Origin of the sequence: Solidesulfovibrio carbinolicus (assembly GCF_004135975.1) — a bacterium.
Classification (GTDB): Bacteria; Desulfobacterota; Desulfovibrionia; order Desulfovibrionales; family Desulfovibrionaceae; genus Solidesulfovibrio; species Solidesulfovibrio carbinolicus.
On sequence record NZ_CP026538.1, the window covers coordinates 3,320,287 to 3,343,568 of the forward strand.

Consider the following 23,282-nt stretch of genomic DNA (forward strand, 5'->3'; position numbering starts at 1 on the left):
ACAACAACATGAAAAAACGCACCATCATCGTTTCCGGCCTGGCCGCCACCTATCCGCTGGGCGGCGTGGCCTGGGACTACATCCAGTACCTCCACGGCTTTTACCGCCTGGGCCACGACGTCTACTACCTCGAAGACACCGGCGGCTGGGCCTATGACCCCTTCAACGTCACCTTTGTCGATGACCTGACCTACCACACCAAGTACCTGGGCGATTATCTGGCCGCCCTGGACCCGGGGCTGGCCAAGCGCTTTTGCGTCATCGGCCCGGATGACCGGCATTGGGGCATGTCCGCCGAGGAGCTTGAGGCCGTGGTCGCTCGTGCCGACGTCTTTTTCAACATCTCGACCACCTGCCAATTGCGCAAGAACTACGCCAAAATCCCGGTCAAGGTGCTCATCGACTCCGACCCGCTCTACACCCAGTCGAGCTTCCCGCAGTTTTTGGACGGCACGGCCACGGACGAGGAAAAGCGCAACATCGAAAACATGCGCCGCCACGACGTGTTTTTTTCCTTTGGCGAAAACGTCGGCCAGGACTTCTGCACCGTGCCCAAGGGGGTCATCGACTGGATTCCCACCCGCCAGCCCATCGTGCTGTCCTGTTGGGGCGACGCCCCGGCCAGTCCCGCCCGGCAGACGTTTACCACCGTGCTCTCCTGGCAGCCGGCCCAGAAAGGGCCACTGGTGGGCGGCGTGCAGTACGGCGGCAAGAACCTGGAATTTGAAAAAATGCTCGACCTGCCCCAGAAGACCACGGCCGAGCTGGAGCTGGCCCTTGGCGGCGGCAAGCCGCCCCGTGAACTGCTGGAGGAAAAAGGCTGGAAGCTGCGTGACGGCTTTTCCATGTCCCAAACGCCCTGGGTCTACCGCGACTACATCTGGGACAGCTACGCCGAGTTCTCCACGGCCAAAAACGCCTACGTGGCCACCCAAAGCGGCTGGTTTTCCTGCCGCACCGCCTGCTACCTGGCCTCGGGCCGGCCGGCCGTGGTCCAGGACACCGGCTACTCCCGCTTCATGGACGTAGGCGAGGGCGTGCTGGCCTTTGCCAACGAAGCCCAAGCCCTGGCCGGCATCGAGGCCGTGCGCGCCGACTGGGACCGCCACAGCGCCGCCGCCAAGGCGTTTGCCGCGCGCTACTTCGACTCCGACGTGGTGTTGGCCAAGCTTTTGGCCGATGCCTTGGCCTAGCCGCAACCCCTGACCACCATTGTGCCGCACATGCTGAAATCCTTCCGCTTCCTGTGTTCGGGGCTTGTGGCTCTGCTTTGCCTGGCCGCCCTGGCCGGACCGGCCCCGGCCGGGTCGGCCGAACGCTTCGGCACAATCCGCGATAATGGCGTCTGGTGGCTCACCCTGCCCGGCGGGCCGCGCTTTTTCTCCATGGGCGTCAACACCGTCAACGACGGCGACAAGACGACCCGGGAGCGGGGCTACTATTTCGAGAAGTATTACCCCGATCAGGCCGCTTGGGCCGCCGACACGCAAAAGCGCCTCTACGCCTGGGGGTTCAACACCCGGGGCGGCTGGTCCGACCCGACCACGGCCATGGCCCTGCCCCTGGTTCCCGAGATCGACCTTGGCCGCAACGCCCGGCTGCATTGGTTCGACCCTTTCGCCCCCGACGCCCTGGAGCTGACCATCGCCAAGGCCCGGGAACTGACCGCGCCCTACCGCGACAATCCGGCCGTCATCGGCTACTTCACGGACAACGAAGTGGGCTGGTGGAACGCGCCGCTTTTCAAGTGGTACCTCGGCAACGAATGGGCCATCTACGCCAAACGCCATGTCTGGCGCATGGTGTACGACCACTACCAGGGCAAGTGGGACAGGCTCCTGGCCGACTTCGTGCCGGCAGCGGGCTTTGATTCCTTTGAGGATCTCAAAAAGGGCGGCGCGGAACTGAAACTGCGGCCCGGCGGCCGGGGCATCGCGCTCATCAACAAGGTGACCGCCGCCTGCGCCGGACGCTACTACGAGCTCGTCCACAAGGCGCTGCGGACCGTGGACCCGGGCCGGCTGGTCATGGGCGACCGCCTGCCGCTCTACTACAACCAGGACGCGGTCCTGGCCTCGCGCGGCTTCCTCGACGTGCTGTCCACCAACTACAACGTGGACACCCCCGACGGCTGGGTGGCCCCCTACTACTTCGACGGGCTGGCCAGGCTCACCGACACGCCGGTGCTCATCTCGGAATTCTTCTTCGCGGCCAACGAGAACCGCTCCGGCAACGTCAACAACGGCCATCTGATGCATGTCCAAACCCAGGCCGAACGGGCCACCGGGGCCTCGGCCGCCGTGCGCCACTTCGCCGCCTTCCCCAATGTCGCCGCCGTGCACTGGTTCCAGTACTACGACGAGCCGACCGGCGGACGCGGCGACGGCGAGGACTTCAACATGGGTCTCGTCGATATCCACAACGTCCCGTATGAAAAGCTCTTGGCCGCCATGGCCCCGGCCAACCGCGAGGCTCCGGCCATCCATGCCGCCAGCGCCGGCCGGACGACTCCGCCCCAGCCGGCCGTGGTCCCCATCCACCCGGCCGCGACGCCGACGTCGCTGACCGACGGCGGGCTGGCCGACTGGCCGGACAAGGCCGGCACGCGCCTGCCCTGGCTGCGCACGGCCGCGCCCCACGTGCCCTTTGGCGACGTGCACATGAGCTGGAGCCAGGACGGGCTGAACCTGTTCCATCTGGCCCAGAACTACGCCGACCTGTTTCTTTTGGCCTACGAGGGCGAGTTCCCCATTTCCGAAACCTACCAGCTGCAGCTGGAGGTCGATGCCGGGGCGGGCCTGCGCCGTTTCGCCGCCTGCCTGCTGCCCCAGCCCCACCGCAAATATCCGGGGCGCTTCGAACTGGTTCCCCGGCTCTTTCGCATCGAGGACGACGGACGCCTCACACGCATCGACGAGACCGGGCTGGTCCAGGTGCTGGACAAGCCCCTGCCCCACATCGCCCTGGAGATGCGCCTGCCGGCCAAGGAACTGGGCCTGGGCAAACTCTCGCCGGGACAGGGTCTGTCCTTGCGCGTAAGCGCCACCACGTTTTATCGTGAAATGACCATGACCCTGGGCGCGCCTGCAAAGGGACGCGGCCAAAAGGACGCGGACAAGCCCTTTGCGGCGATCCTCGCGGACAAGTAAAACCAAGGAAGAACGGACCATGGCCACCAACATTCTGGTCACCGGCGGCGCGGGCTACATCGGCTCCCATACCTGCAAGGCGTTGGCCGCGGCAGGATTCACGCCCATCACCTACGACAACATGGTCTACGGCCACGACTGGGCCGTGAACTGGGGGCCGCTGGTGCGCGGCGATATCCTCAACCGCGGCGAACTCGATGAAGTGTTCGCCGAATTCAAACCCGCCGCCGTGCTCCATTTCGCCGCCTTCGCCTATGTCGGCGAATCCGTGACCGACCCGGAAAAATACTACCGCAACAACGTGGCCGGCTCCCTGTCGCTGCTCTCGGCCATGCGCAAGGCCGGCTGTCCCCACATCGTCTTCTCCAGCACCTGCGCCACCTACGGCGCGCCCGAGCGCGTGCCCCTGACCGAGGACCACCCCACCCGGCCCATGAGCCCCTACGGCACGTCCAAGCTCATGATCGAACAGATGCTCAAGGATTTCGACGCCGCTTACGGCATGACCTACACCGCCCTGCGCTACTTCAACGCCGCCGGGGCCGATCCGGACGGCCAGATCGGCGAGGACCACGATCCCGAAACCCATCTGATTCCCCTGGTCATCGCCGCCGCCCTGGGCCGCATCCCCCGGGTGGAGGTCTTCGGCACGGACTACCCGACCCCGGACGGCACGGCCGTTCGCGACTACATCCATGTCGCCGATCTGGCCGACGCCCACATCCTGGCCGTCAAACGGCTCCTGGACGGCGGCAAAAGCGCCGTCTACAACCTGGGCACCGGCACGGGCAACTCCGTGCGCGAAGTGATCCGCACCGTGGAAGAGGTCTCGGGCAAGTCCGTGCCCATGGTCGAAGGCCCCCGCCGGGCCGGCGACTCGCCGGGCCTTTACGCCGACTCCGGAGCCATCATCCGGGAACTGGGCTGGAACCCGCGCTACGGCGCTCTGCGCGACATCGTGGCCACGGCCTGGCGCTGGCACGAACAGGGGCTGCCGTCCAAAAGGCATTGCAATCTGCGCAAGTCCGGGTAACAAGGAACAAAAGACCATTTTTGCGGAGGATGCCATGGACTTTGCAGCGCTGGGACTCGATTTCCACTCCATCCGCAACGGCAACGAAGAGCGCGTGATCAACTTCATCCCCATGGTGCTCGAGGAATTCCCGGAATTCGTCGCCACGCGCACCGACATCGAGGATCTCTACGCGCTGACGCTCAACAAGCTGCCGGCCCGCTACCGGCAGGCCGTCAGTCTGGTCATCAACGAACCGGTCAGCGACGCGCTGATCCGCGACCGGATGCGCGAAGCCGTCCGCACCATCATGGCGCGGCCGAATTATTGAGGGAGAATGAAGAGTGCCTCCGGCGGCCAAAGGGGCTGAGCCCCTTTGGAAACCCCACCGGGTAAGACACAGCTCGTTAGAACTTCGCAGGGTTATCAACTCTGAAAAAGGCCTAAAGGGCTGTTTGGGGCGCGAGGCTTTGATAGCGCCCCAAACAGCCCTTTTTGATGGCGAGTTTGTGGTTGGCGTCCCTTGTCGGCGTGGCCGTTGGATGGTTAAGCAATGGGGCTCCGTCATTCAAAAACAATGCCGTATAAAGCCCGTTCAAAAGGAGCATTGCCTCTGTGCTTAATTTGTTTGACATAAAACAAGATCTTGTAAACGAGATGCAAACAGATGGAATTTCTGTATCAAGCAATGACATCTTAATTGAAAGAATTCCCCCTCCCCATGCCTCGCTTAAGTTTGTCGAAGATCATTTTGCTATCTATGTATTTTCATTACTGTCTACGGATGGCACTTTAACCAGATCGGGAAGAACGCTGAAGGTCGGAAGTGTTCAACATGGCTCAGCGCCAAGATTTTATCACCATCACTACAGACCAAATAGCTCTAACAGCAATCTGGCAAAATCTATTATAAGCAACGAATGGCTGTGGAGATGTTTGTCTATAAAGACTTTGGATGCAAATAATGTTGGACAATGGATAAAACAAAACACCTTAAGGGATCATTTGTTCATTCCTCGGAAGTTCATTAACTTGCAGTTTATGATTGAGCGTTATGTCAGAGGCCGACTAGGGCCTGTATTTGAAGGCTGAATAGCGAAAGTCCCAGTTTCTCTCTCCCCCCGCCGACGCTCTCCCGCCCAACCGACCGTCCCCCAGGTCGGGGGGCCGGGGGCCTGAGGCCCCCGGCCGCCGGAGGCATCTTCCCTCCCCGTCAACCTCTCAGCTACCTGCCCGCACCACCGCTCCCACTCACCCCGCTCCCGCCGCCGGTCCCCTCCCCTGTCCGCAGCCTGCGGTTGAGGGCCTGGCGGGTGATGCCCAAAAAGGCGGCGGCCTGGGCCTGGTTGCCGTCGGCCCGGCGCAGGGCTTCGGCGATAAGCGCCTCTTCGGCTTCCTTGAGGGTGGGGATGGGGCTTTTGCCGGGCGAGCGCGGCAAACTTGGCGGCGGCGACGGGTCGGCGGCGGGCGGGGTCTGGGGTGCGGCCCGGCGCAGCCAGTGGTCGAAAGCGGCCAGGGTCAGTTCGCCGCCTCGGGACCGGGCCAGGGCGTCGTGGATCATGGCTTCGAGTTCCCGGAGGTTGCCGGGAAAGGGGCAAGCGGCCAGACGGTTGAGCAGTCCGGGCGGCGGTTGGCACGGTGCGCGGCCGAGGTTGCCGGCGGCCCGGGCGATGAAATGGCTGACCAGTTCGGGCAGGTCCCCGGCCCGGTCGCGCAGGGGCGGCAGGTGGATGTGGTGGGTGCGCAGGCGGTAGAAGAGATCCAGGCGAAAGCGGCCGGGGTCGAGCAGCGCGTCGAGGTCGCGGTTGGTGGCCACGATGATGCGGGCCTGGCTGCGTTTCACGGTGTCGGACCCCAGGGCGTAGTATTCCTTTTCCTGGAGCAGACGCAGGAGCTTGACCTGGGAGGCCTGGCCGAGGTCGCCGATTTCGTCGAGGAACAGGCTGCCGCCGGCCGCCTTTTCGATGAGCCCGGCCCGGGCCGCGCCGGCCCCGGTGTAGGCGGCCTTGACGTGGCCAAAAAGCGTGTCGGCGAAAAGCGCGTCGTCCAGGCCGGCGGCGTTGACCGCCACAAAGGGGCCGGTCAGGCCCGAGGCGGCGTGGACGGCCCGGGCGGCCAGCTCCTTGCCGACGCCGGTCTCGCCGGTGATGAGCACCGGCTCGCGCGAGGGGGCCACGGCGGCGATGACGCCGAAGACTTCCTGCATCCCGGCCGAGCGGCCGATCATGCGCACGCCGTCGTCGCCGCCCCGGGGCGTGGCCGTCGGCAGCGGGCATTGCCCAAGGCCGCGCTCCACGGCGTCCAGCAGCCGGCGGCGGTCCACGGGTTTGACCAGATAATCGGTGGCCCCCAGGCGCATGAGACGCACGGCCGATTCCACGGCGCTTTCGCCGGTGACGACAATGACCGGCACATCGGGCCGCCTGGCCCGCAGGGCGGCCAGCACCTCCTCGCCGCCAAGGCCGGGCATGCACAGATCAAGCAGCACCAGACGGACGTTGTTTTTGACGAGCAGTTCGGCGGCGGCTTCCGGGTCCGGGCAGGGAATGGTGGGCGGCATCCCGCCGTAGCGCAGGGTCTTTTCGTAGCTGGCCAGGATATGGACGTCGTCGTCCACCAGCAGGATGACGCCGGGGCCGGTCGGGGCGCTCACGGCAGTCCCTCCTGGCGCAGGCCGGCCAGGGGCAGGGCCACCACGGCGGTGACGCCCGGGCCGGCGTTGGGCAAGAGTTCCAGGGAGCCGCCGTGTTCGCGGGCGATTTTGTGGGAAATGGACAGCCCCAGTCCCGTGCCGCCCTGGCCGCGCCGGGTGGTGAAAAAGGGTTCGGTCACCCGGCGCAGGTCGCCTGGGGCGATGCCCGTGCCGGCATCGCGCACCAGTACCCGCACGGCGTCGCCCTCGGGGGCGAGCGCCGTTTCGACCACGATGGGCGCGTCCTGGTTGGGCAGGGCCAGACAGGCGTTTTCCAGCAGATTGACCAGCACCTGCTCCAGGCGTTGCCGCCGGCCGAGCACCACCGGCCCTTCACGGCAAAGGCGCAGGGAAAAGCGCCGGGTGCTGCGCTTGAGCGTCGGGCGCATGAGCCGGGCAGCGGCCCGCACGGCGTCGTTTACGGCCACCGGGGCAAAGCCCGAGCCGTCGTCGTGGCTGCCGAATTCCTTGAGTTCGGAGACGATGTCGGCGATGCGGCCCGAACAGTCGGCCATGTCGGCCAGAAGCGCCGGCATGTCGGCCAGGGCGTCGGCCAGGGTCGGGCCGCGCGCGCCGGGGCTGCCGGGCATGGCCGCAGCCTGGGCCAGCCGCGCTGCGGCCTCGGCCACGGGTTCCCAGAGATCCTGGCACAGTCGGGCATTGAGCGCGATGGCCTGATTGGGGTTGCTGACCTCATGGGCCACGCCCGAGACCAGGGCACCCAGCGACACCAGCCGGCTGGCGTGGATGAAGCGGTCCTCGGCGAGCTTGTGGTCCGAGACGTCGGCTCCCACGGCCTGGCAGTCCTTGAGATGGCCGGTGCGGTAGAAAAAGCCGCGAACGGTCAGCCGCAGCCAGCGCGGCCGGTCGTCGGCGTAGCCCAGGAGCAGATCGACCTCTCCGGCCGGTTGTCTGGGCGACAGGGCGGACACGGCGTCCACCACGGCCCGGCCGGCTTCCAGGCTGACCAGGGACAGCAGGCTTTTGCCCACGGCTCCCCGCCGCGACAAGCCAAACAGCCGGCAAAAGGGGGCGTTGGCGTAGAGCAGGCTCAAGTCCGGCAGAAAACGGCACATGGCGTCAGCCCCGCCTTCCACCAGGGAGCGGTACTGGGTCTGGCGACGCCGCCAGGCGTCGATGGCGGTCTTGTGGCTGGTTGTGTCCTCCACGGTCAGGGTGTGGCCCGTGCGGCCGTCGGGAAAGGGCACGGATTCGAAGAGCAGGCGCACATGGAGCGCCTGCCCTGATGGGCCGATCATCGGATGATTCGGCGTATGCCACCGCTGTGTGGCCGCCGCCATGGCGGCGGCCCGAACGGGCGTGACCGCCGGGCACAGCCGGGCGATGAGGCCGGCCAGGGTCGGCTCGGGCAGGGACTCCCCGGTCCCGAGCAGGCGGCGCAGGGCGCGGTTGGCGCAAACCAGCCGGCCGTCCGGATCGGACAGGGCCAGGCCATGGGGCAGACGTTCGTAGAACAGGGCCGCCTGGGCGGCGAAGAAAGACGGGTCCGAGGCGGGAACCGGGCAAGCCGAGGCCGAAGCCTGGGCCGGGCCGGCCGGCTGATGCGGACGGTCGCCGGGGCGGCGATCCGAAGCGGTCGGAAAAATGGACGAACGTGCTGTCATGGCTGCCGGGTCACTGTTCGCGCGGTGCGCTCACTTTCTTGACCGGATTACTATGGTTTTTTTTCATAGCCCGCAAGTATGTTTTTATGTGACCGACATGGAACCGCCCCTGGCAGGAGCGTTCGGCGCAATAAACAAGCCAGAGGGAAGGGATGTTAGCCCGGCAGACAGGCGACGACGGCGGCCAGGCGCTCCAGCACCACGGGCAAGGCCACGGCGGCGGCCGGGGCGTCGCCGTCACGGGCGGCCAGCTCCAGGGCGTAGGCGGCCTGGCGCAAAGGCTCGGCGAACATGGTGGCGGCCACGCCCTTGAGGGAATGGGCCATGCCGGCCAGATTGGCCAGGTCACCGGCGGCCAGGGCGGCTTCCATGCCGCTGCGCCGGCCCGGGGCTTCGCTGGCGAAGACGGCGAAGATTTCGGCCAGCAGTTCGTCGTCGTTGTCGAAGCGTTCGCGCAGCTTGGCCAGATCCAGCAAGGGGTGTTCGGCGGTCATGGCGTGCCTCCCGGCGCAGTCGCGGCGTCGGCTCCGCCGCCGGCCAGGGCCGGGGGCAGGTGCAGGGTGATGGCGCAGCCGCCGCCGGGCTCTCCGGCGGCTTCCACCGCGCCGCCGAAGTCGTCCACCACCTTTTTGACCATGGCCAGCCCCAGGCCGTATTCGCAGTGGTCGGCCTTGTAAAAGGGGCTGAACATGTTTTCGAGATTGTCGTGGGTGAGCCCCCGGCCGCTGTCGGCCACGCGCACCCGCACCCGGTCGGCGTCGCGGCCGCTGGACACCCGCACCACGCCGCCGTGGATCATGGCGTCCATGGCGTTTCGCAAGAGATTGACCACGCACTGCTTTAACAGCGCCGGCTCGAAGGCCACGGCGGCCACGCCCGGAACCAGGGCCAGGGCAAAGCCGATGCCCTTGGCCTCGGCTTCGGGACGCACGGCTTCCACGGCGGCCAGCACGGCCCGATTGGCGTCGGCGTCGGCGTCGGCCCGGCCGGGCACGGCCTGGCCCACGGGGCGGGCGAACTCCAGGAACTGCTTGAGCAGGGCTTCCATGCGGGTCAGCTCGGCCACCACGATGCCGGCCCGTTCCCGGGCCGCCTCGGGCAAGGATTCCATGTTGGCCAGACGGCGGGCAAAGCCGCTGGCCGCGAACATGGGGTTGCGCAGCTCGTGGGCCAGATAGGAAGACAGCCGGCCCATGGTCTCGATGCGCTCGGCCTGGCGGGCGCTGATTTCGCCCACGGTGCGGTCGGTGATGTCGCGGCGAAAGACCACCACATGGCCGATTTTGCCCGAGGCGTCGGCGATGGGGTAGGTGTAGGTGCGGTAGTAGCGAAGCCGGCCGTCGGCCGAAACGGCGGTATGCAGGCGCTCGGCCTTTTTGCCCGTGGCCAGGGCCAGCCGGAACGGACAGGCCGGGTCGTCGGGGTCGCAAAACGGCGGATCGTCCGGGCCGGAACGCAGCACCGAACAGGGCTGGCCCACGAGCAATTCCTTGGGCTGGCCCAGGCGGTGCAGGATATTGCGGTTAAGGTCCACCACCGTGCCGGCGGCGGACAGCAGGGCGATGTCCTCCTGGACCACGTCCACGATGGCTTCCAGCAAAAGCTTTTGGTGGTCCAGGCGCATCCGGCAGTGCGCGCCCACGGACACGGCGTTGCTCAGGGCGCACAGGAAAAAGGAGGCCGTGTTGTCGATAAGCGACGCGCCCGGCGGCATGGCGTCGAGGAGCTCCCGGCGGGAAACGCCGCTTCGCAGCTCCACCACGAGATTAATCGCCGGATGGGCGGCGAAAAGCGCCCGGCAGTCGGGATAGACCGGCACGCCGGACAGCAGCGCCCCGCGCCGCCGGGGATCGTCGGCCGGCAGCCCGACCAGGCCGGCCAACTGCATGGGCGGCAAAAATTCCCGGAATTCCTCGCCGGCCACGATCTCCAAAATGGTGTCGAAACCCGGTCCCGCGCCGACCACGCCGACCAGGTACTCCCGTTCGTCGGCGTCCAGGACGCAGTACGTTTCCGCCCGCTCTCCACTCCCCTGCGTCATGCGGCCCCGTCCTCCCGATCAACCGGTTTCCTGGCCCATGAGCATGGCATAAACCTCTTTCTGGGTCCATCCCGAAAGCCGGGCCGCCGCACGCCGGGCCACCTCCTTGGGCTTGCCCCCCACGGCCGCTTCCTGGGCGGCGACCAGCTGCGCCTGCTCCTCGTCCGAGCGCCCGGCCTTGGCCGGCCCCACCACCACCGTCACCTCGCCGAGCAGCTCCAGCTCCCGGCCGGCAAAGTCCGAGAGCTTGCCGGAAAGGAATTCTTCATAGGTTTTGGTCAGTTCCCGGCAGATGACGCAGTCGCGGTCGCCCAGGGCCTCCAGGGCGGCGGCCAGGGTCTCGGCCAGCCGGGTCTTGCGCTCGAAAAAAACCAGCGTCGCCCCGGTGGCCCCGAACCGGGCCAGGGTGGCCCGGGCCTGGGAGGTCGCGCGCGGCAAAAAACCCAGAAAAGAAAATGGATAGGGCGCGATGCCGGCGGCCGACAAGGCGGCCGGCACGGCCGAGGGGCCGGGCACGGGGGAGACGGCGAAACCGGCCTCCCGGGCGGCCCGCACCAGCCGGTAGCCGGGATCGGCCAAAAGCGGCGTGCCGGCGTCGGAGACCAGGGCCACGTCCTGGCCCTCGGCCAAGATGGCCAGCACCTGGGGCAGTCGGGCCTCCTCGTTGTGCTCGTGAAAGCTCATGAGCCGCTTGGCCGTAACATTCAGGGTCTTGAGCAGCATCCCGGTGCGCCGGGTGTCCTCGCACAAGACCACCCCGGCCTCGGCCAGGGTGGCCGCCGCCCGGGGCGAACAGTCGCCCGGATTGCCCAGCGGCGTCGCCACGATGAAAAGCCTTGCCTGCCTGTGGGCGTCGTTGTCCATGCCTGCCCTCCCCGGCCATGGGTAGCCTCCCGGGCCGCTTCCGGCAAGGCCCGGCCATTGACATGGCCCGACTTTGGACTACTTTATCGGCGTCTCACGCATGCCCCGGTTCTTGACGCGCTCCTGCAAAAGCCGCGTTTCAGACCGATGGCGTATGAATTAAGCGCTTCCGGCCCGGGGCAAGGGCCGCGTCGATACTGTACAGCAACACTAAAACGCAAGGACGCATCATGCCGCAACAGGTCGTCATCATCGGGGGCGTCGCCCTTGGACCCAAGGCAGCCTGCCGCTTCAAGAGGCTTCAGCCCGAAAGCAACGTCATCATGCTCGACCGCAGTCCCCGCATCTCCTACGGCGGCTGCGGCATCCCCTACTACGTTTCCGGCGAGGTCAGCGACATCACCGGCCTGCAATCCACGGCCTTCCACATGGTGCGTGACCCGGAATTCTTCCGCGACATCAAGGACGTGGACGCCCGGTCCGAGACCGAGGTGGTGGCCATCGACCGCGCCGCCAAGACCGTGACCGCCCGCCATCTGCCCACCGGCCGCGAGGATGTCATCCCCTACGACAAGCTGGTCATGGCCACGGGCAGCAGCCCGCGCAAGCTGCCCATCGCCGGCGTCGATCTGCCGGGCGTGCACACCGTGGACAGCCTGGAAGCGGCCGAAGCCATCAAGAAATCCGTGTCCGCCGGGGGTGTGGGATCCGTCGCCGTCATCGGCTCGGGCTTCATTGGCCTGGAGATGGCCGTGGCCTTTGCCGACATGTGGGGCCTGGACGTCACGGTCATCGAACTGTTCGACCAGATCCTGCCCGGGGTCACCGGACCGACGCTGTCCACCATGGCCCGCAAGCACATGGAGGAAAAAGGCGTCGTCTTCCGTTTGGCCGAGCAGGTGAAAGCCATCGAGGGCGACGGCAAGGTGGAACGGGTCGTCACGGACAAGGGCGAGGTCGAGGCCGATCTGGTGATCCTGTCCGTGGGCGTCGTGCCCAATTCCGGCCTGGCCAAGGCAGCCGGACTGGACGTCTCGCCGCGCGGCGGCGTCATCGTGGACGAATTCATGCGCACTTCCGACCCGGACATCTATGCCGGCGGCGACTGCGTGGAAGTGAAAAACCTGGTCACCGGCCAGCCCATGTACCTGCCGCTCGGGTCCATGGCCAACCGGCAAGGCCGGGTCATCGGCGACAACCTGGCCGGCGGCGCGTCTCGTTTCGAGGGCGTGGTCGGCTCCTGGTGCGTCAAGCTCTTCGACCTGGCCGCGGCCGGCACGGGCCTGACCCAGGCCCAGGCCGAGCGGGCCGGCTTTAACGCCGTCACCACCCACATCACGGCCGTTGACCGGGCGCACTTTTATCCCGAACACGCCCTCGTTTCCCTGGAGCTGGTGGCCGAACGCGGCACGAAGCGCGTGTTGGGCCTTCAGGGAGTTGGGACCATGGGCGACGCCCTGGTCGGCAAAATCAACACCGTAGCCGCCATGTTGCCCCACAAGCCGACCGTGGCCGACGTGTCCAACGTGGAAGTGGCCTACTCGCCGCCCTTTGCCTCGGCCATGGATATTTTGAACACCGTGGCCAACGCGGCCGACAACATTCTGTCCGGCCAGAACAAGGGCATTTCCGTCACGGAATTCGCCGCCCTCTGGGACAACGCCGCAAGCGGCGTCCACATCATCGACTGCCGGGAAAATCCCCAGGGCGGCCCGCTGGTGGAGAAGCATCCCGGCCGCTGGCACAACATCCCGCAAGGCCAGCTGCGCGGACGCCTGAACGAGGTGCCCAAGGACAAGCCCGTGGTGCTTATGTGCAACACCGGCGCGCGCTCCTACGAGGCCCTGGTGACCCTGGCCGACGCCGGCTTCCAGAACGTGGTCAGCGTCGAAGGCGGCATGGCCGCGGTCAAGGCCGCTGGCGTGGACGTCTAGCCCGCCTTCCCCTCTTCCCGAACCACCAAGCGGGGACCGGTCACAAGCCGGTCCCCGCTTTTTTTCGGCCCTCTCCATCTTTCCCGGAGCCGGGATCATGAATAAATACTCTATAATATCTGAACATTATTAAAAAACGACCGACTCGTCCCGGCCAAGAAGCCACGCGAGACACATCCCCGTCGAGCGCCGAGGGTTGCCCCGGCGGGAATTTCGTTGTAAACCGCGTTCGTGCTACTATTTAAAATTTTATACATCATTAATAGTATAAAAAAAATATACAGACACGACTTTCCCTGCCGGAAATGACGGCCTAGGACCGTCCCGAGGCCGTGGCAGCGGCTACGGGATACGGCGACCCCACCGGTCGCCGCCGCCACGCGAGCGCTCGCGCGGCGTAGGCGGTCCTGGCCGTCCCGGCAGGCAACGCGCTGTTCGGGGCCACGCGGGAACAGTCCCCGGCCGGCGCAAACCGGCTTGGCCGACGCGGCCATGCGCCACGCGGCGACGACCTGCCCCGTCGCCCGGGCCATGGCCCGTCCGGCCAAGCCTCATCCAGCGGAGGGAGCCTCATGAGCCGCGTTGAAATGGAGAAAATCTTCTACGAAATGCAGTCTCCGGACCCCAAGGCCGATCCGGACAAGCTCTTCTTCATCAAGATCGACGAGTCCAAATGCATCGGCTGCGACAGTTGCATGGGCTACTGCCCCACCGGCGCCATCTACGGCGAGACCGGCGAACCCCACAATATCCCCCATGTCGAAGCCTGCATCAACTGCGGCCAGTGCCTCACCCACTGCCCGGTCTCGGCCATCTACGAAGAACAGTCCTGGGTTCCGGTCATCGAACAAAAGCTCAAGGATAAAAACGTCAAGGTCATCGCCATGCCGGCCCCGGCCGTGCGCTACGGCCTGGGCGACTGCTTCGGCATGCCCGTGGGCGCGGTGACCACGGACAAGATGCTCGGAGCCTTGCAAAAGCTCGGCTTCGACCACACCTGGGACAACGAGTGGACCGCCGACGTCACCATCTGGGAAGAAGGCTCGGAGTTCGTCGGCCGGCTCACCAAAAAGATCGACAAGCCCCTGCCCCAGTTCACCTCCTGCTGTCCCGGCTGGCACAAGTACGTCGAGACGTTTTATCCCGAGCTCTTCCCCCACATGTCCACCTGCAAGTCCCCCATCGGGATGCTCGGCTCCCTGGCCAAGACCTACGGCGCGGACACCATGAAATACAAGCGCGCCGACGTCTTCACCGTCTCCATCATGCCCTGCACGGCCAAGAAATACGAAGGCATGCGCCCGGCCAACTGGTCCAGCGGCTACCAGGACATCGACGCCACCATCGACACCCGCGAACTGGCCTACCTGTTCAAGAAAGCCGGCATCGACCTCAACACCGTGGCCCCGGGCCAGCGCGACGCGCTCATGGGCGAGTCCACCGGCGGCGCCACCATCTTCGGCGTCACCGGCGGCGTCATGGAGGCGGCCCTGCGCTACGCCTACCAGGCCGTCACCGGCAAGGCCCCAGAGAGCTGGGACTTCAAGGCCGTGCGTGGCCTTAAGGGCCTCAAGGAAGCCACGGTCAACGTGGGCGGCACGGACGTGAAGGTGGCCGTGGTCCATGGGGCCAAACGGTTCGCCGAGGTCTGCGAAGTGGTCAAGGCCGGCAAGTCGCCCTGGCATTTCATCGAGTTCATGGCCTGCCCGGGCGGTTGCGTCATGGGCGGCGGCCAGCCCATCATGCCTACCGTGCTGCAGTCCATGGATCGCCGCACCACCAAGTTCTACGCCTCGCTCAAAAAACGTCTGGCCCTGTACAACGAACAAAAAGCCTAAGGAGCAAGCCATGACTTTCATCGCTTCGACCCGTCGCGGCTTCCTCAAAGCCGCTTGCGTGCTTACCGGCGGCGCCCTCATAGGGCTTCGCATGACCGGCAAGGCCGTGGCCGCCGCCCGGCAGCTCAAGGACTACATGACCGACCGCATCGACGGCGTGTACGGGGCCGACGCCAAGTTCCCCGAGCGGGCCTCCCAGCAAAACGGTCAGGTCCAGACCTTGTACAAGAACTTCCTGGACCATCCCATGAGCCACAAGGCCGAGCAGCTTCTGCACACCCATTGGGAAGACCGCTCCAAGAACATCAAAAAACTCCAGACCGCCGGCAACTACCCCAACCCCCGGGCCAAGGAATTCGCCGGAACCACCTACCCCTACGAATAGCCCCGCCCCGGCGGCGTCGGCGAACCTGCGGCAAGGGCCTGTGCCTGCCCCAAGGGTTCGTCGGCTCCGCGCATGACGCAAATTTCATGGACAATTGCCGCCCCTTGGGTTGCAACCGGCCCCGCCAGTGACTAGAGGGGTACGGTTCGCCCCGGCGCGCCGGCTCAAATGCCTCGCCCGGGGACCGGGCCGCCCCGCGCGGCCAACCGCAACCAGGAGCCTTCCATGTCCGCAACCAAACGGCGCTTTCTGGCCGATCTCTGGACGCTGACCAAGCCCTATTGGAAAAGCGAGGAGCGCCTGAAATCCGGCCTGCTCCTTGCCGTCATCGTCGGCATGAGCCTGGGCATCGTCTATCTCAACGTGCTGTTCAACGAATGGAACAACCTCTTTTACAATTCGCTCCAGGAAAAAAATCTCGACGAGTTCTTCCGCCTCTTCGGCCGCTTCGCCATCCTGGCCACCCTGTTCATCATCGTGGCCGTGTATCGGATCTATCTGCGCCAGATGCTGCAAATCCGCTGGCGGCGCTGGCTCACCGAACGCTACGCCGCCATGTGGCTGACCCACCGCAACTACTACCGCCTGCGCTTCTCCCCAAACGGAGCCGACAACCCCGACCAGCGCATCAGCGAGGACATCGGCGGCTTCGTCGAACAAACGCTCTCCCTGACCCTGGGCTTTATCGAATCCGTGGTTTCCCTGGCCTCGTTTTCCGTCATCCTGTGGAACCTCTCGGGCGAGATCCACATCCTGGACATCCAACTGCCCGGCTCCATGCTCTGGGCCGCCGTGCTCTACGCCGGATTTGGCTCGTTTCTCACCCACTACATCGGCCGGCCGCTCATTCGCCTCAACTTCCTCCAGCAGCGCTACGAGGCCGACTACCGCTACAATCTCGTGCGTGTGCGCGAAAACGCCGAACCCATCGCCCTTTACGGCGGCGAAACCCAGGAAGCCGGCAATCTCTCCGGCCGCTTCAGCCACGTGGTCGCCAACTGGTGGGCCATCATGCGCCAGCAAAAGCGCCTGACCTGGTTTTCCGCCGGCTACTCCCAGGCCGCCGTCCTGTTCCCCTTCCTGGTGGCCGCGCCGCGCTATTTCTCCGGGGCCATCCAGCTCGGCGGCCTCATGCAGACCGCCTCGGCCTTCAACCACGTCCAATCGTCCCTGTCCTGGTTCATCGAAGCCTACACCCAGCTGGCCCAGTGGCGCGCCACCGTGGATCGACTCACCGGCTTCGCCCACGCCCTGGCCGAACTCGAAGCGGCCAAGGACGCCGGTTTTACCCGCACCCCCGCCCCGGCCGGCCAAGCCCTGGCCCTGACGGACGCCAGCCTGTCGCTGCCCGACGGCCGCAGGCTGCTCACCGACGCCGCCCTGGCCGTGGCCCCGGGCGAACGCGTCATGATCGCCGGCCCGGCCGGCTGCGGCAAATCCACGCTCTTTCGGGCCATCGGCGGCCTGTGGCCCTACGCCGCCGGAACCCTGGCCCTGCCGGCCGAGGGCCGCAGCCTATTTTTGCCCCAAAAACCCTACCTGCCCATCGCCTCCCTGGCCGCCACGGTGGCCTACCCCGACGCCCCGGATATCTACGGCGAGGCGCGCATCGCCGCCGTGCTCACCGACTGCGGCCTGGGCCATCTGATTGCGCTGCTGGGCGAGGAACGCCACTGGAGCCAGGAGCTGTCCTCGGGCGAACAGCAACGCCTGGGCTTTGCCCGGGCCATCCTGCTGGCCCCGGACCGGCTTTTCTGCGACGAAGCCTCATCGGCCTTGGACGAAGCCTCCCAGAAGGAACTCTACGGCCTGCTGGTGGAGCGTCTGCCCAAGACCACCATCGTGAGCATCGCCCACCGGCCGTCCCTTGCCGCCTTCCACCACCGCGTCGTGCGTTTCGTGCCCACCGATCCGGCCGCCGCCGAATCTGTCTACCGCCTGGAAGCCGCCACCGCATGAACGCCCTGCACAATCTCGATCTGTTTGCCCAGGCCACGCTCTCCATCGTGCTGGAGGCCGTGCCGTTTCTGCTGCTGGGGTCCGTGGCCTCGGGGCTGGTTGAAGCCTACGTGCCCCGCGACCGCTTGACGCGGCTTTTGCCCAAGGGCCGGCTGGCCTCCACCCTGGTGGGCCTTGGCATCGGCGCGCTGACCCCGTGCTGCGAATGCGGCGTGGTCTTTCTGGCCCGCCGGCTCATCGGCAAAGGCGTGCCGCCCGGCGCGGCGGTCGCCTTCATGCTGGCCGCGCCGGTCATCAATCCCGTGTCGCTTTTAGCCACCCTGGTGGCCTTCCGGGGCGATCCGACCATGGCCATCTGGCGCTGCGTCCTGGTCATCGTCGCCGGCCTTGTCGTCGGCTACTGGGCCGGCGGCCGCGACGCTCTGTCGCTCCTGCGCGATCCCGCCGCCGCCGCCCCGGCCTGCGGCTGCGGCCATGACCACGGCCCCGAAGGCCACGCCCACCACCACGGGCCGGCAACCCTTCCGGGCACGCCCTTCGGGTCCCTCGCCGACGCCCTGCCCCTGGCCGCCGTCATCCCCAACCGCCGCGACAAGGTCGCCTCAGCCATGCGCCACGCCATGGCCGACTTCCTGGACATGGCCAAGGTGCTGATCCTGGGCTCCATGGTGGCGGCGGCGTTTAAGGCCTATGTCCCTGTTTCCGTGGTCATGGCCCTGGAAAACGACCTCGTCCTGGCCATCCCGGGCATGATGGCCCTGGCCGTGGTGCTCTCGCTGTGCTCCCAGGCCGACGCCTTCGTGGCCGCCTCGTTTTCCACCTTCCCGGCCGCGGCCAAGCTCGCCTTCCTGGCCCTGGGTCCCATGCTCGACCTCAAGCTCCTGCTCATGTGGCGGCAGGTGTTCACCCCGCGCCTGACCCGGGTGCTCGCCATTGTTCCAGCCGCCATCGTCTTTGTCGCCTGCGTCATCTACGGCATCATCACCGGAGGCGCGTCATGACAGGGCTTCTCGCCTCCCTGGCCGCCCGCTGCGACGGCCTGGCCATGCTGGCCCTGGCCGGGTTCATGGGCTGGCTGGCGACCATCGGCAATTACTGGATGTACTTAAATCCCAAGTTCAAGCCGGTCACCCTTGCCGCCGCCGTGGTCCTGGCCGTGCTGGGGGCCTACGCAACCCTGCGTCCCGTGGCCAGGGCGAGCCTTGGCCGGGGCCTATGCTACCTCGCCCTGGCCTGCCTCGTGTGGTTCTCCGAAGGCGGCCTGCAAACACTCTCGGCCAACGACGACAGCGACGTTTTCAGCGTCGCGCCCAGCCTGCCCCCCCCCGAAATCGCCCCGGTCCCCGAACGCCTGCGCGCCAGCGGCCAGGACTACGTCCCCATCAACACCGGCGAACTTTACGACGTGGCCGCCAAAGGGCCCGGCCCCGCCTTCGAGCGCCCTTACGCCGTGCGCGGCTTCGTCCACCGTAGTCCCGAACTCGACGCTCAAGGGGAGTTCGTCCTCTACCGACTGGCCGTCTGGTGCTGCTTTGCCGACGGCACGGCCGTGGGGTTTCGCGTGAAAACGCCGCCCGGCCAGGAACCGCCGGCCGACAAAAGCTGGGTCATCGCCTACGGCCATCTGGCCGTCATCCCGGAAAACGACCGCCAGGACATCATCCTGCCCGGCATGAGCTTTTCCTCGGTATCGGCGGCGGCGCTGCTGGCGACGGATACGGTGGAAGCCAAGGAACTGATCCCGGAAGAAACGTACATGTTCGAATGGCGGCAGGCCGAGCCGTACGCGTTTTGAGGGAAGGGAGATGGAGACGGTAGAGGGAGAGAGAGCGTAAAGCCGAAGATTGGGGCGCTGCCCCAAGCCCCGCCGGGGGCCTCAGGCCCCCGGACCCCCGACCTGGGGTTGGACGGACGGGCGGGGGTGATGTCGGTGGGCGGCGGCCCGAGTCTTGAGCAAGAACTCCTGGACTAGCTCAAAACAAAAGCCCAACCTGCCTTCAGCAGCGTCATAGCCCTATTCACCCAATTTTCCCATACCGTGTAGCCCCGGGCGAACCGGGTCGTTGAAATTTTTGGGCCGTCGAGCACCCGGCGACAGCCGGGCGCATCGACGGCCCAAAAATTACAACGACCCACGCGGCGCAGCCGCCAGCGCTTGCGCGCCCAAGGAGTCTTACAAACTCCCAACCACTGACGCGCCCCCTCCCTTTACCCAACCCAGGCGGGGTTTCCAAAGGGGCTCAGCCCCTTTGGCCGCCGGAGGCATTCTTCCTTCTAACTCCCCGTCGCCTCGGCCTTTCTTCGCGGCACGACGATATGAAACTGCGTCCCTTCCCCAGGCTCGGACGTCAGGTCGATGCGGCCGCCGTGCTTTTTCACCACGTCGTTGGCGATGAAAAGCCCCAGGCCCGTTCCTTTCAAACCCTTGGACGAGAAGAAGAGCGTGAAGGCTTTTTCCCGGGTTTCCTGGGACATGCCCATGCCGTTGTCGGTGATGTCGAAGGTGACGGCGTCGGCGTCGGCGCTGGCCTTGAAGCTGATGGCGTGGGTGTCCTTGGCGGTATCGGCGGTGCAGGCGTCGATGGCGTTTTCCAGGATATTGACCAGGGCGGCGGACAGGTTGGCCGTGTCCAGGTCGGCCGTGCCGAGGTCGGGCGGGATGTCGCAGGTAAAGACGATCTTTTCCCGGGCGGCCTTGGGTTCGACGATCTGGGCGACGTTTTGCGCCAGGTGGCTGACGTCCACGGGGTCGCCGGCCATGTCGCGGGATTTGGCGTAATACAGGACGTTGAGCACGAGGTTTCGCACCCGGCCGACCAGGGATTTGATGGTGTCGCCGGCGTCGGTGATGCGCGTCATGTCCTGGCGTTTGATGCCGGATTCCAGGCGGTAGACGCCGCCTTCCAGGGCGGTGAGCATGCCTTTGACGCCATGGGAGATGGAGCCGAGCATAAGCCCCAGCGAAGTCAGGTGATCTTGAAGTTCGCGGATCTGGGTGATGTCGGTGGACAGGGCCATGACCTCGACGACCTCGCCCTGGGCGTTGCGGATGGGGGCGGAGAAGGTCAGCACGTTTTTGGTGCGTCCGTCGCGGCAGGTGACCACGGCTTCGAGGCTGTGGGCCGTGCCGTCCTCGAACGTCGCGTCCACCGGGCAGTCCGGGCAGGGCGTGTCGCGGTGGCGGAAGACTTCATGGCACAGCTTGCCCACGCCTTCGCCGAAATCCTGTTTGAAAAGCGTATTGTTGGCCACGATGCGGTAGTCGCGGTCGCGCACGGCGATATAGCAGGGCGTGGCCTCGAACAGGTCCATGTACTTCTGCTGGGTGACCCGCAGTTCTTCCTGGAGGCGTTTGATTTCGCTGACGTCCACGGCCAGTTCCAGGACAAGCTCCACCTTGCCGTCGCGCTCGCCGATGGGCGAGGTATGGACCATGACGGGCAGTTCGCGGCCGTTTTTGCAGAGCATGGTCTCGCGCGAGCGTTGGCCCTTGCCGGTCTCGAAGGTCTTCCAGACCGGGCCGTCGAAGCCGCGAATGGCTTGGCCCACGTAGACTTCCCAGCTGTGGTGGCCGACCATGTCGCCCAGGCGTTCCTTATAGAGCTGGTTGGTGGCGACCACGGTGAGCGAGCGGTTGTGCACGGCCACGAAGCACGGCATCTCATTGAAATAGCCGGCCTTGTCGCCAAAATCCTCGGACAGGCAGGAGATGGCCTGGCACATGGTTTCGACCATTTCGCCGGCGGCCAGCTGGCGTTCGAGTTCGATGACGCGACGGGACTTTTCCTGGACGAGCTTTTCGAGATTCTGGGTGTACTGCTTGAGTTCGCGGCGCAGGATGATCTTTTCCTCCACGCGCTTGAGCGCCGCGTCGAGGATGTCGTGGTTGATGGGCTTGGTGACAAAGTCGGCGGCGTCGTACTGCAGGCAGCCGATGGCGAGATCCATGTCGCCGTGGCCGGAGATCATGACGACTTCGGTTTCGGGCGATTTGGCCTTGATGTGCTTGAGCAGCTCCAGCCCGTCCATGACCGGCATCTTGATGTCGGTGAGCACGATGGAGGGCGCAATGGCATCGAACATTTCCAGGGCCTGAACGCCGTTTTCAGCGGCGTGGACCTCATAGCCCAGGTCGGCGAGGAACATGCCAAGGAATCGGCGGATGTCCTCCTCGTCGTCGACGAGCAACAGGCGTTCGCTCATGGCCGTGGTCCTTGTCGCCTTGGCCGCCGGGCCGGCGGCGGTCGGACGAGACCGGAGACCGGCAGGCGTCCGGCGGTTTCGGGAAGGCCCGAAACGCGTCGGCGTTGCCTGGACCGCGCAGGCGGTCGGGGCGAGCCAAGCCGCGTGTTTGGCTCAAAACCGTCCCCGGGGCGCGGCGGGTTGGCCGCGCCCCGGGGGACGGGTTTAGGAGCCTATGGTTTCGCGCACGAGATCGAGCAGTTCCTTTTGTTCAAAGGGCTTGCTCAAGGACCCCACGGCGTTGGGGATCACGTACTTGAGCCCCGTGTGGCCGGTAATGACGATGATGGGGATGTTGGCGTAGGTCTTGCCCCGCTGCAGCGCCCGGTTGAACCACGGCCCGGTCTTGTCCGGCATCTCGATGTCCAGCGTGATCAGGTCGGGCGTATGGGCGGCCAGCACTTCCAGGGCCTTTTCCCCGTTTTCGGCGACGATGGTCTCGTAGCCGTTGTCGGTGAGCAGAGTCTCCAGGTATTCCCGGATATTGGGATCGTCGTCCACGATAAGGATGGTCTTGGGCATGTTTCCCTTTCTCCTTTTGCGTCCCCGGGAGGTTGTGGGGGCTTACGCCTCGGCCGCCTGGGGCAGCTTGTCGGGACGGTTGACGCTCACCACGGGGCAGGTGGCCCGCACGATGACCTGTTCCAGGGTGCTGCCGAAGGGCCGTTCGTCGGGATCGACGTCGCGGGCGTGGTGGGCCATGACGATGAGGTCGGCCTGGCGTTCACGGGCGAACTTGACGATTTCGACGTAGGGCGTGCCCTCCCATACCTCGGAAGTATATCTTTTGAAATCCCCGAGTTGGGTGGCGTATTCGTGGTGCAGCCGACGGCGGGACTCGGCCAGTTTGGCCTCGATGCCGTCCTGGGTCAGGGCGATGGGCGACTGGAAGCGGCTCAAATCCACGCAGTGGAACATGTGCAGCTCGCCGTCCACGGCCTTGACCACGGTCTTGGCGAACTGGAAGGCCGACTCGGATGCCTTGGAGAAGTCCGTGGCAAACACGATGTTGGAGAATCCGCCCCAGAAGGAAGCGGACGGACGGCTGACGGTCAGCACCGGGCAGCGGGCGGCCTTGGCCACCTTGCGCAGGTTGTCGCCGACCACGCCGCGTTTGTAGAAGCCGGACTGCTGGCCTTCGGACGGACCGCACAGGACGATCATGTCCACGTCCTTGGCCCGGGCGATGCGCAGCACCTCGCGGGAGGGAACGCCCACGGCCACTTCGATCTCCACGCCCGGCAGGGCTTCGAGCTGCTTGGCGTAGGTGGTGCGCAGCTCTTCGGCCACGCCTTCCAGGTATTCGGCGTCGGCATCGACTTCCTCGCCGGTGCGGGTGTCGATGACGAGATTGCTGTCGCCCTTGCCCGGGATGCCGAGCACGTGGAAGAGCGTCAGCGTCGAGCCGTACTGGCGGGCCATGTCAAAGGCCACGCGGGCGGCGCTGTCGCATTCCGGCGAACCGGTTGTCGCAAACAGGATCTTATTGAACATTCCAAACCCCTATTTCGTGTTAGAGGTGGAGGTTGCGTGCGGTTAGG

General features: G+C 65.9%; 19 protein-coding genes. 11 read left to right on the top strand and 8 right to left on the bottom strand.

Going from position 1 to position 23,282, the window contains the following annotated elements; translation table 11 throughout:
• Positions 1–8 precede the first annotated feature (8 nt).
• From C3Y92_RS14770 to C3Y92_RS14790, 5 genes are all read left to right on the top strand, one after another.
• Positions 9–1,193 (top strand): glycosyltransferase family 1 protein, encoded by a 1,185-nt coding sequence (locus C3Y92_RS14770; protein WP_129353802.1) that lies wholly within the window; start codon positions 9–11, stop codon positions 1,191–1,193.
• Positions 1,194–1,223: 30 nt separating this feature from the next.
• Positions 1,224–3,149: a hypothetical protein gene (locus tag C3Y92_RS14775; RefSeq protein WP_129353804.1), complete on the top strand. Its 1,926-nt coding sequence runs from the start codon at positions 1,224–1,226 to the stop codon at positions 3,147–3,149.
• Positions 3,150–3,168: 19 nt separating this feature from the next.
• Positions 3,169–4,182, top strand: a complete 1,014-nt coding sequence (gene galE / locus C3Y92_RS14780; protein ID WP_129353806.1) for a UDP-glucose 4-epimerase GalE — start codon at positions 3,169–3,171, stop codon at positions 4,180–4,182.
• A gap of 34 nt (positions 4,183–4,216) precedes the next feature.
• On the top strand, positions 4,217–4,492 hold the full coding sequence (locus C3Y92_RS14785) for a late competence development ComFB family protein (protein WP_015860005.1): 276 nt from the start codon (positions 4,217–4,219) through the stop codon (positions 4,490–4,492).
• Between the two features lie 284 nt (positions 4,493–4,776).
• The gene (locus C3Y92_RS14790; protein WP_129353808.1) at positions 4,777–5,253 is read left to right on the top strand and encodes a hypothetical protein; all 477 of its coding nucleotides are present in this window, start codon (positions 4,777–4,779) and stop codon (positions 5,251–5,253) included.
• Between the two features lie 133 nt (positions 5,254–5,386).
• On the opposite strand, the gene C3Y92_RS14795 is transcribed toward C3Y92_RS14790, so the two are convergent.
• The 5 genes from C3Y92_RS14795 to rsmI form a co-directional block, all read right to left on the bottom strand.
• Positions 5,387–6,814, bottom strand: a complete 1,428-nt coding sequence (locus C3Y92_RS14795) for a sigma-54-dependent transcriptional regulator (RefSeq protein ID WP_235669505.1) — start codon at positions 6,812–6,814, stop codon at positions 5,387–5,389.
• A complete protein-coding gene (locus tag C3Y92_RS14800) occupies positions 6,811–8,478 on the bottom strand; it encodes a sensor histidine kinase (protein WP_129353810.1) in 1,668 nt (555 codons plus the stop codon). The genes C3Y92_RS14795 and C3Y92_RS14800 overlap by 4 nt, the downstream gene beginning before the upstream one ends.
• Positions 8,479–8,633: 155 nt before the next feature.
• Positions 8,634–8,972 (bottom strand): Hpt domain-containing protein, encoded by a 339-nt coding sequence (locus C3Y92_RS14805; protein ID WP_129353812.1) that lies wholly within the window; start codon positions 8,970–8,972, stop codon positions 8,634–8,636.
• On the bottom strand, positions 8,969–10,519 hold the full coding sequence (locus tag C3Y92_RS14810; RefSeq protein ID WP_129353814.1) for a sensor histidine kinase: 1,551 nt from the start codon (positions 10,517–10,519) through the stop codon (positions 8,969–8,971). Before C3Y92_RS14810 ends, C3Y92_RS14805 begins: the two co-directional genes overlap by 4 nt.
• A gap of 18 nt (positions 10,520–10,537) precedes the next feature.
• On the bottom strand, positions 10,538–11,383 hold the full coding sequence (rsmI, locus tag C3Y92_RS14815) for a 16S rRNA (cytidine(1402)-2'-O)-methyltransferase (protein WP_129353816.1): 846 nt from the start codon (positions 11,381–11,383) through the stop codon (positions 10,538–10,540).
• Positions 11,384–11,613: 230 nt separating this feature from the next.
• On the opposite strand from rsmI, the gene C3Y92_RS14820 reads away from it, so the two are divergent.
• The 6 genes from C3Y92_RS14820 to C3Y92_RS14845 all read left to right on the top strand — a co-directional run bounded on the left by C3Y92_RS14820 (position 11,614) and on the right by C3Y92_RS14845 (position 19,294).
• Positions 11,614–13,317: an FAD-dependent oxidoreductase gene (locus tag C3Y92_RS14820; RefSeq protein ID WP_129353818.1), complete on the top strand. Its 1,704-nt coding sequence runs from the start codon at positions 11,614–11,616 to the stop codon at positions 13,315–13,317.
• A gap of 572 nt (positions 13,318–13,889) precedes the next feature.
• The gene (locus C3Y92_RS14825) at positions 13,890–15,155 is read left to right on the top strand and encodes a [FeFe] hydrogenase, group A (RefSeq protein WP_129353820.1); all 1,266 of its coding nucleotides are present in this window, start codon (positions 13,890–13,892) and stop codon (positions 15,153–15,155) included.
• A gap of 10 nt (positions 15,156–15,165) precedes the next feature.
• Positions 15,166–15,540 carry an iron hydrogenase small subunit gene (locus tag C3Y92_RS14830; RefSeq protein WP_129353821.1) on the top strand — a complete coding sequence of 125 codons (375 nt, stop codon included), beginning with the start codon at positions 15,166–15,168 and terminating at the stop codon, positions 15,538–15,540.
• Between the two features lie 225 nt (positions 15,541–15,765).
• Positions 15,766–17,499, top strand: a complete 1,734-nt coding sequence (locus C3Y92_RS14835; RefSeq protein WP_129353823.1) for an ABC transporter ATP-binding protein/permease — start codon at positions 15,766–15,768, stop codon at positions 17,497–17,499.
• Positions 17,496–18,500: a permease gene (locus tag C3Y92_RS14840; protein ID WP_129353825.1), complete on the top strand. Its 1,005-nt coding sequence runs from the start codon at positions 17,496–17,498 to the stop codon at positions 18,498–18,500. The genes C3Y92_RS14835 and C3Y92_RS14840 overlap by 4 nt, the downstream gene beginning before the upstream one ends.
• Positions 18,497–19,294, top strand: a complete 798-nt coding sequence (locus C3Y92_RS14845) for a TIGR03943 family putative permease subunit (protein ID WP_129353827.1) — start codon at positions 18,497–18,499, stop codon at positions 19,292–19,294. The genes C3Y92_RS14840 and C3Y92_RS14845 overlap by 4 nt, the downstream gene beginning before the upstream one ends.
• A gap of 479 nt (positions 19,295–19,773) precedes the next feature.
• Here the strand turns inward: C3Y92_RS14845 and C3Y92_RS14850 are convergent, their stop codons facing one another.
• From C3Y92_RS14850 to C3Y92_RS14860, 3 genes are all read right to left on the bottom strand, one after another.
• Positions 19,774–21,702 (bottom strand): hybrid sensor histidine kinase/response regulator, encoded by a 1,929-nt coding sequence (locus tag C3Y92_RS14850; protein WP_129353829.1) that lies wholly within the window; start codon positions 21,700–21,702, stop codon positions 19,774–19,776.
• 204 nt (positions 21,703–21,906) lie between these two features.
• Complete coding sequence (locus C3Y92_RS14855; protein WP_075355151.1) at positions 21,907–22,263, bottom strand: response regulator; 357 nt, start codon at positions 22,261–22,263, stop codon at positions 21,907–21,909.
• Between the two features lie 42 nt (positions 22,264–22,305).
• Entirely contained in the window at positions 22,306–23,235 is a 930-nt protein-coding gene (locus tag C3Y92_RS14860; protein ID WP_129353831.1) for a universal stress protein, read from the bottom strand.
• Between the last annotated feature and the right edge of the window lie 47 nt (positions 23,236–23,282).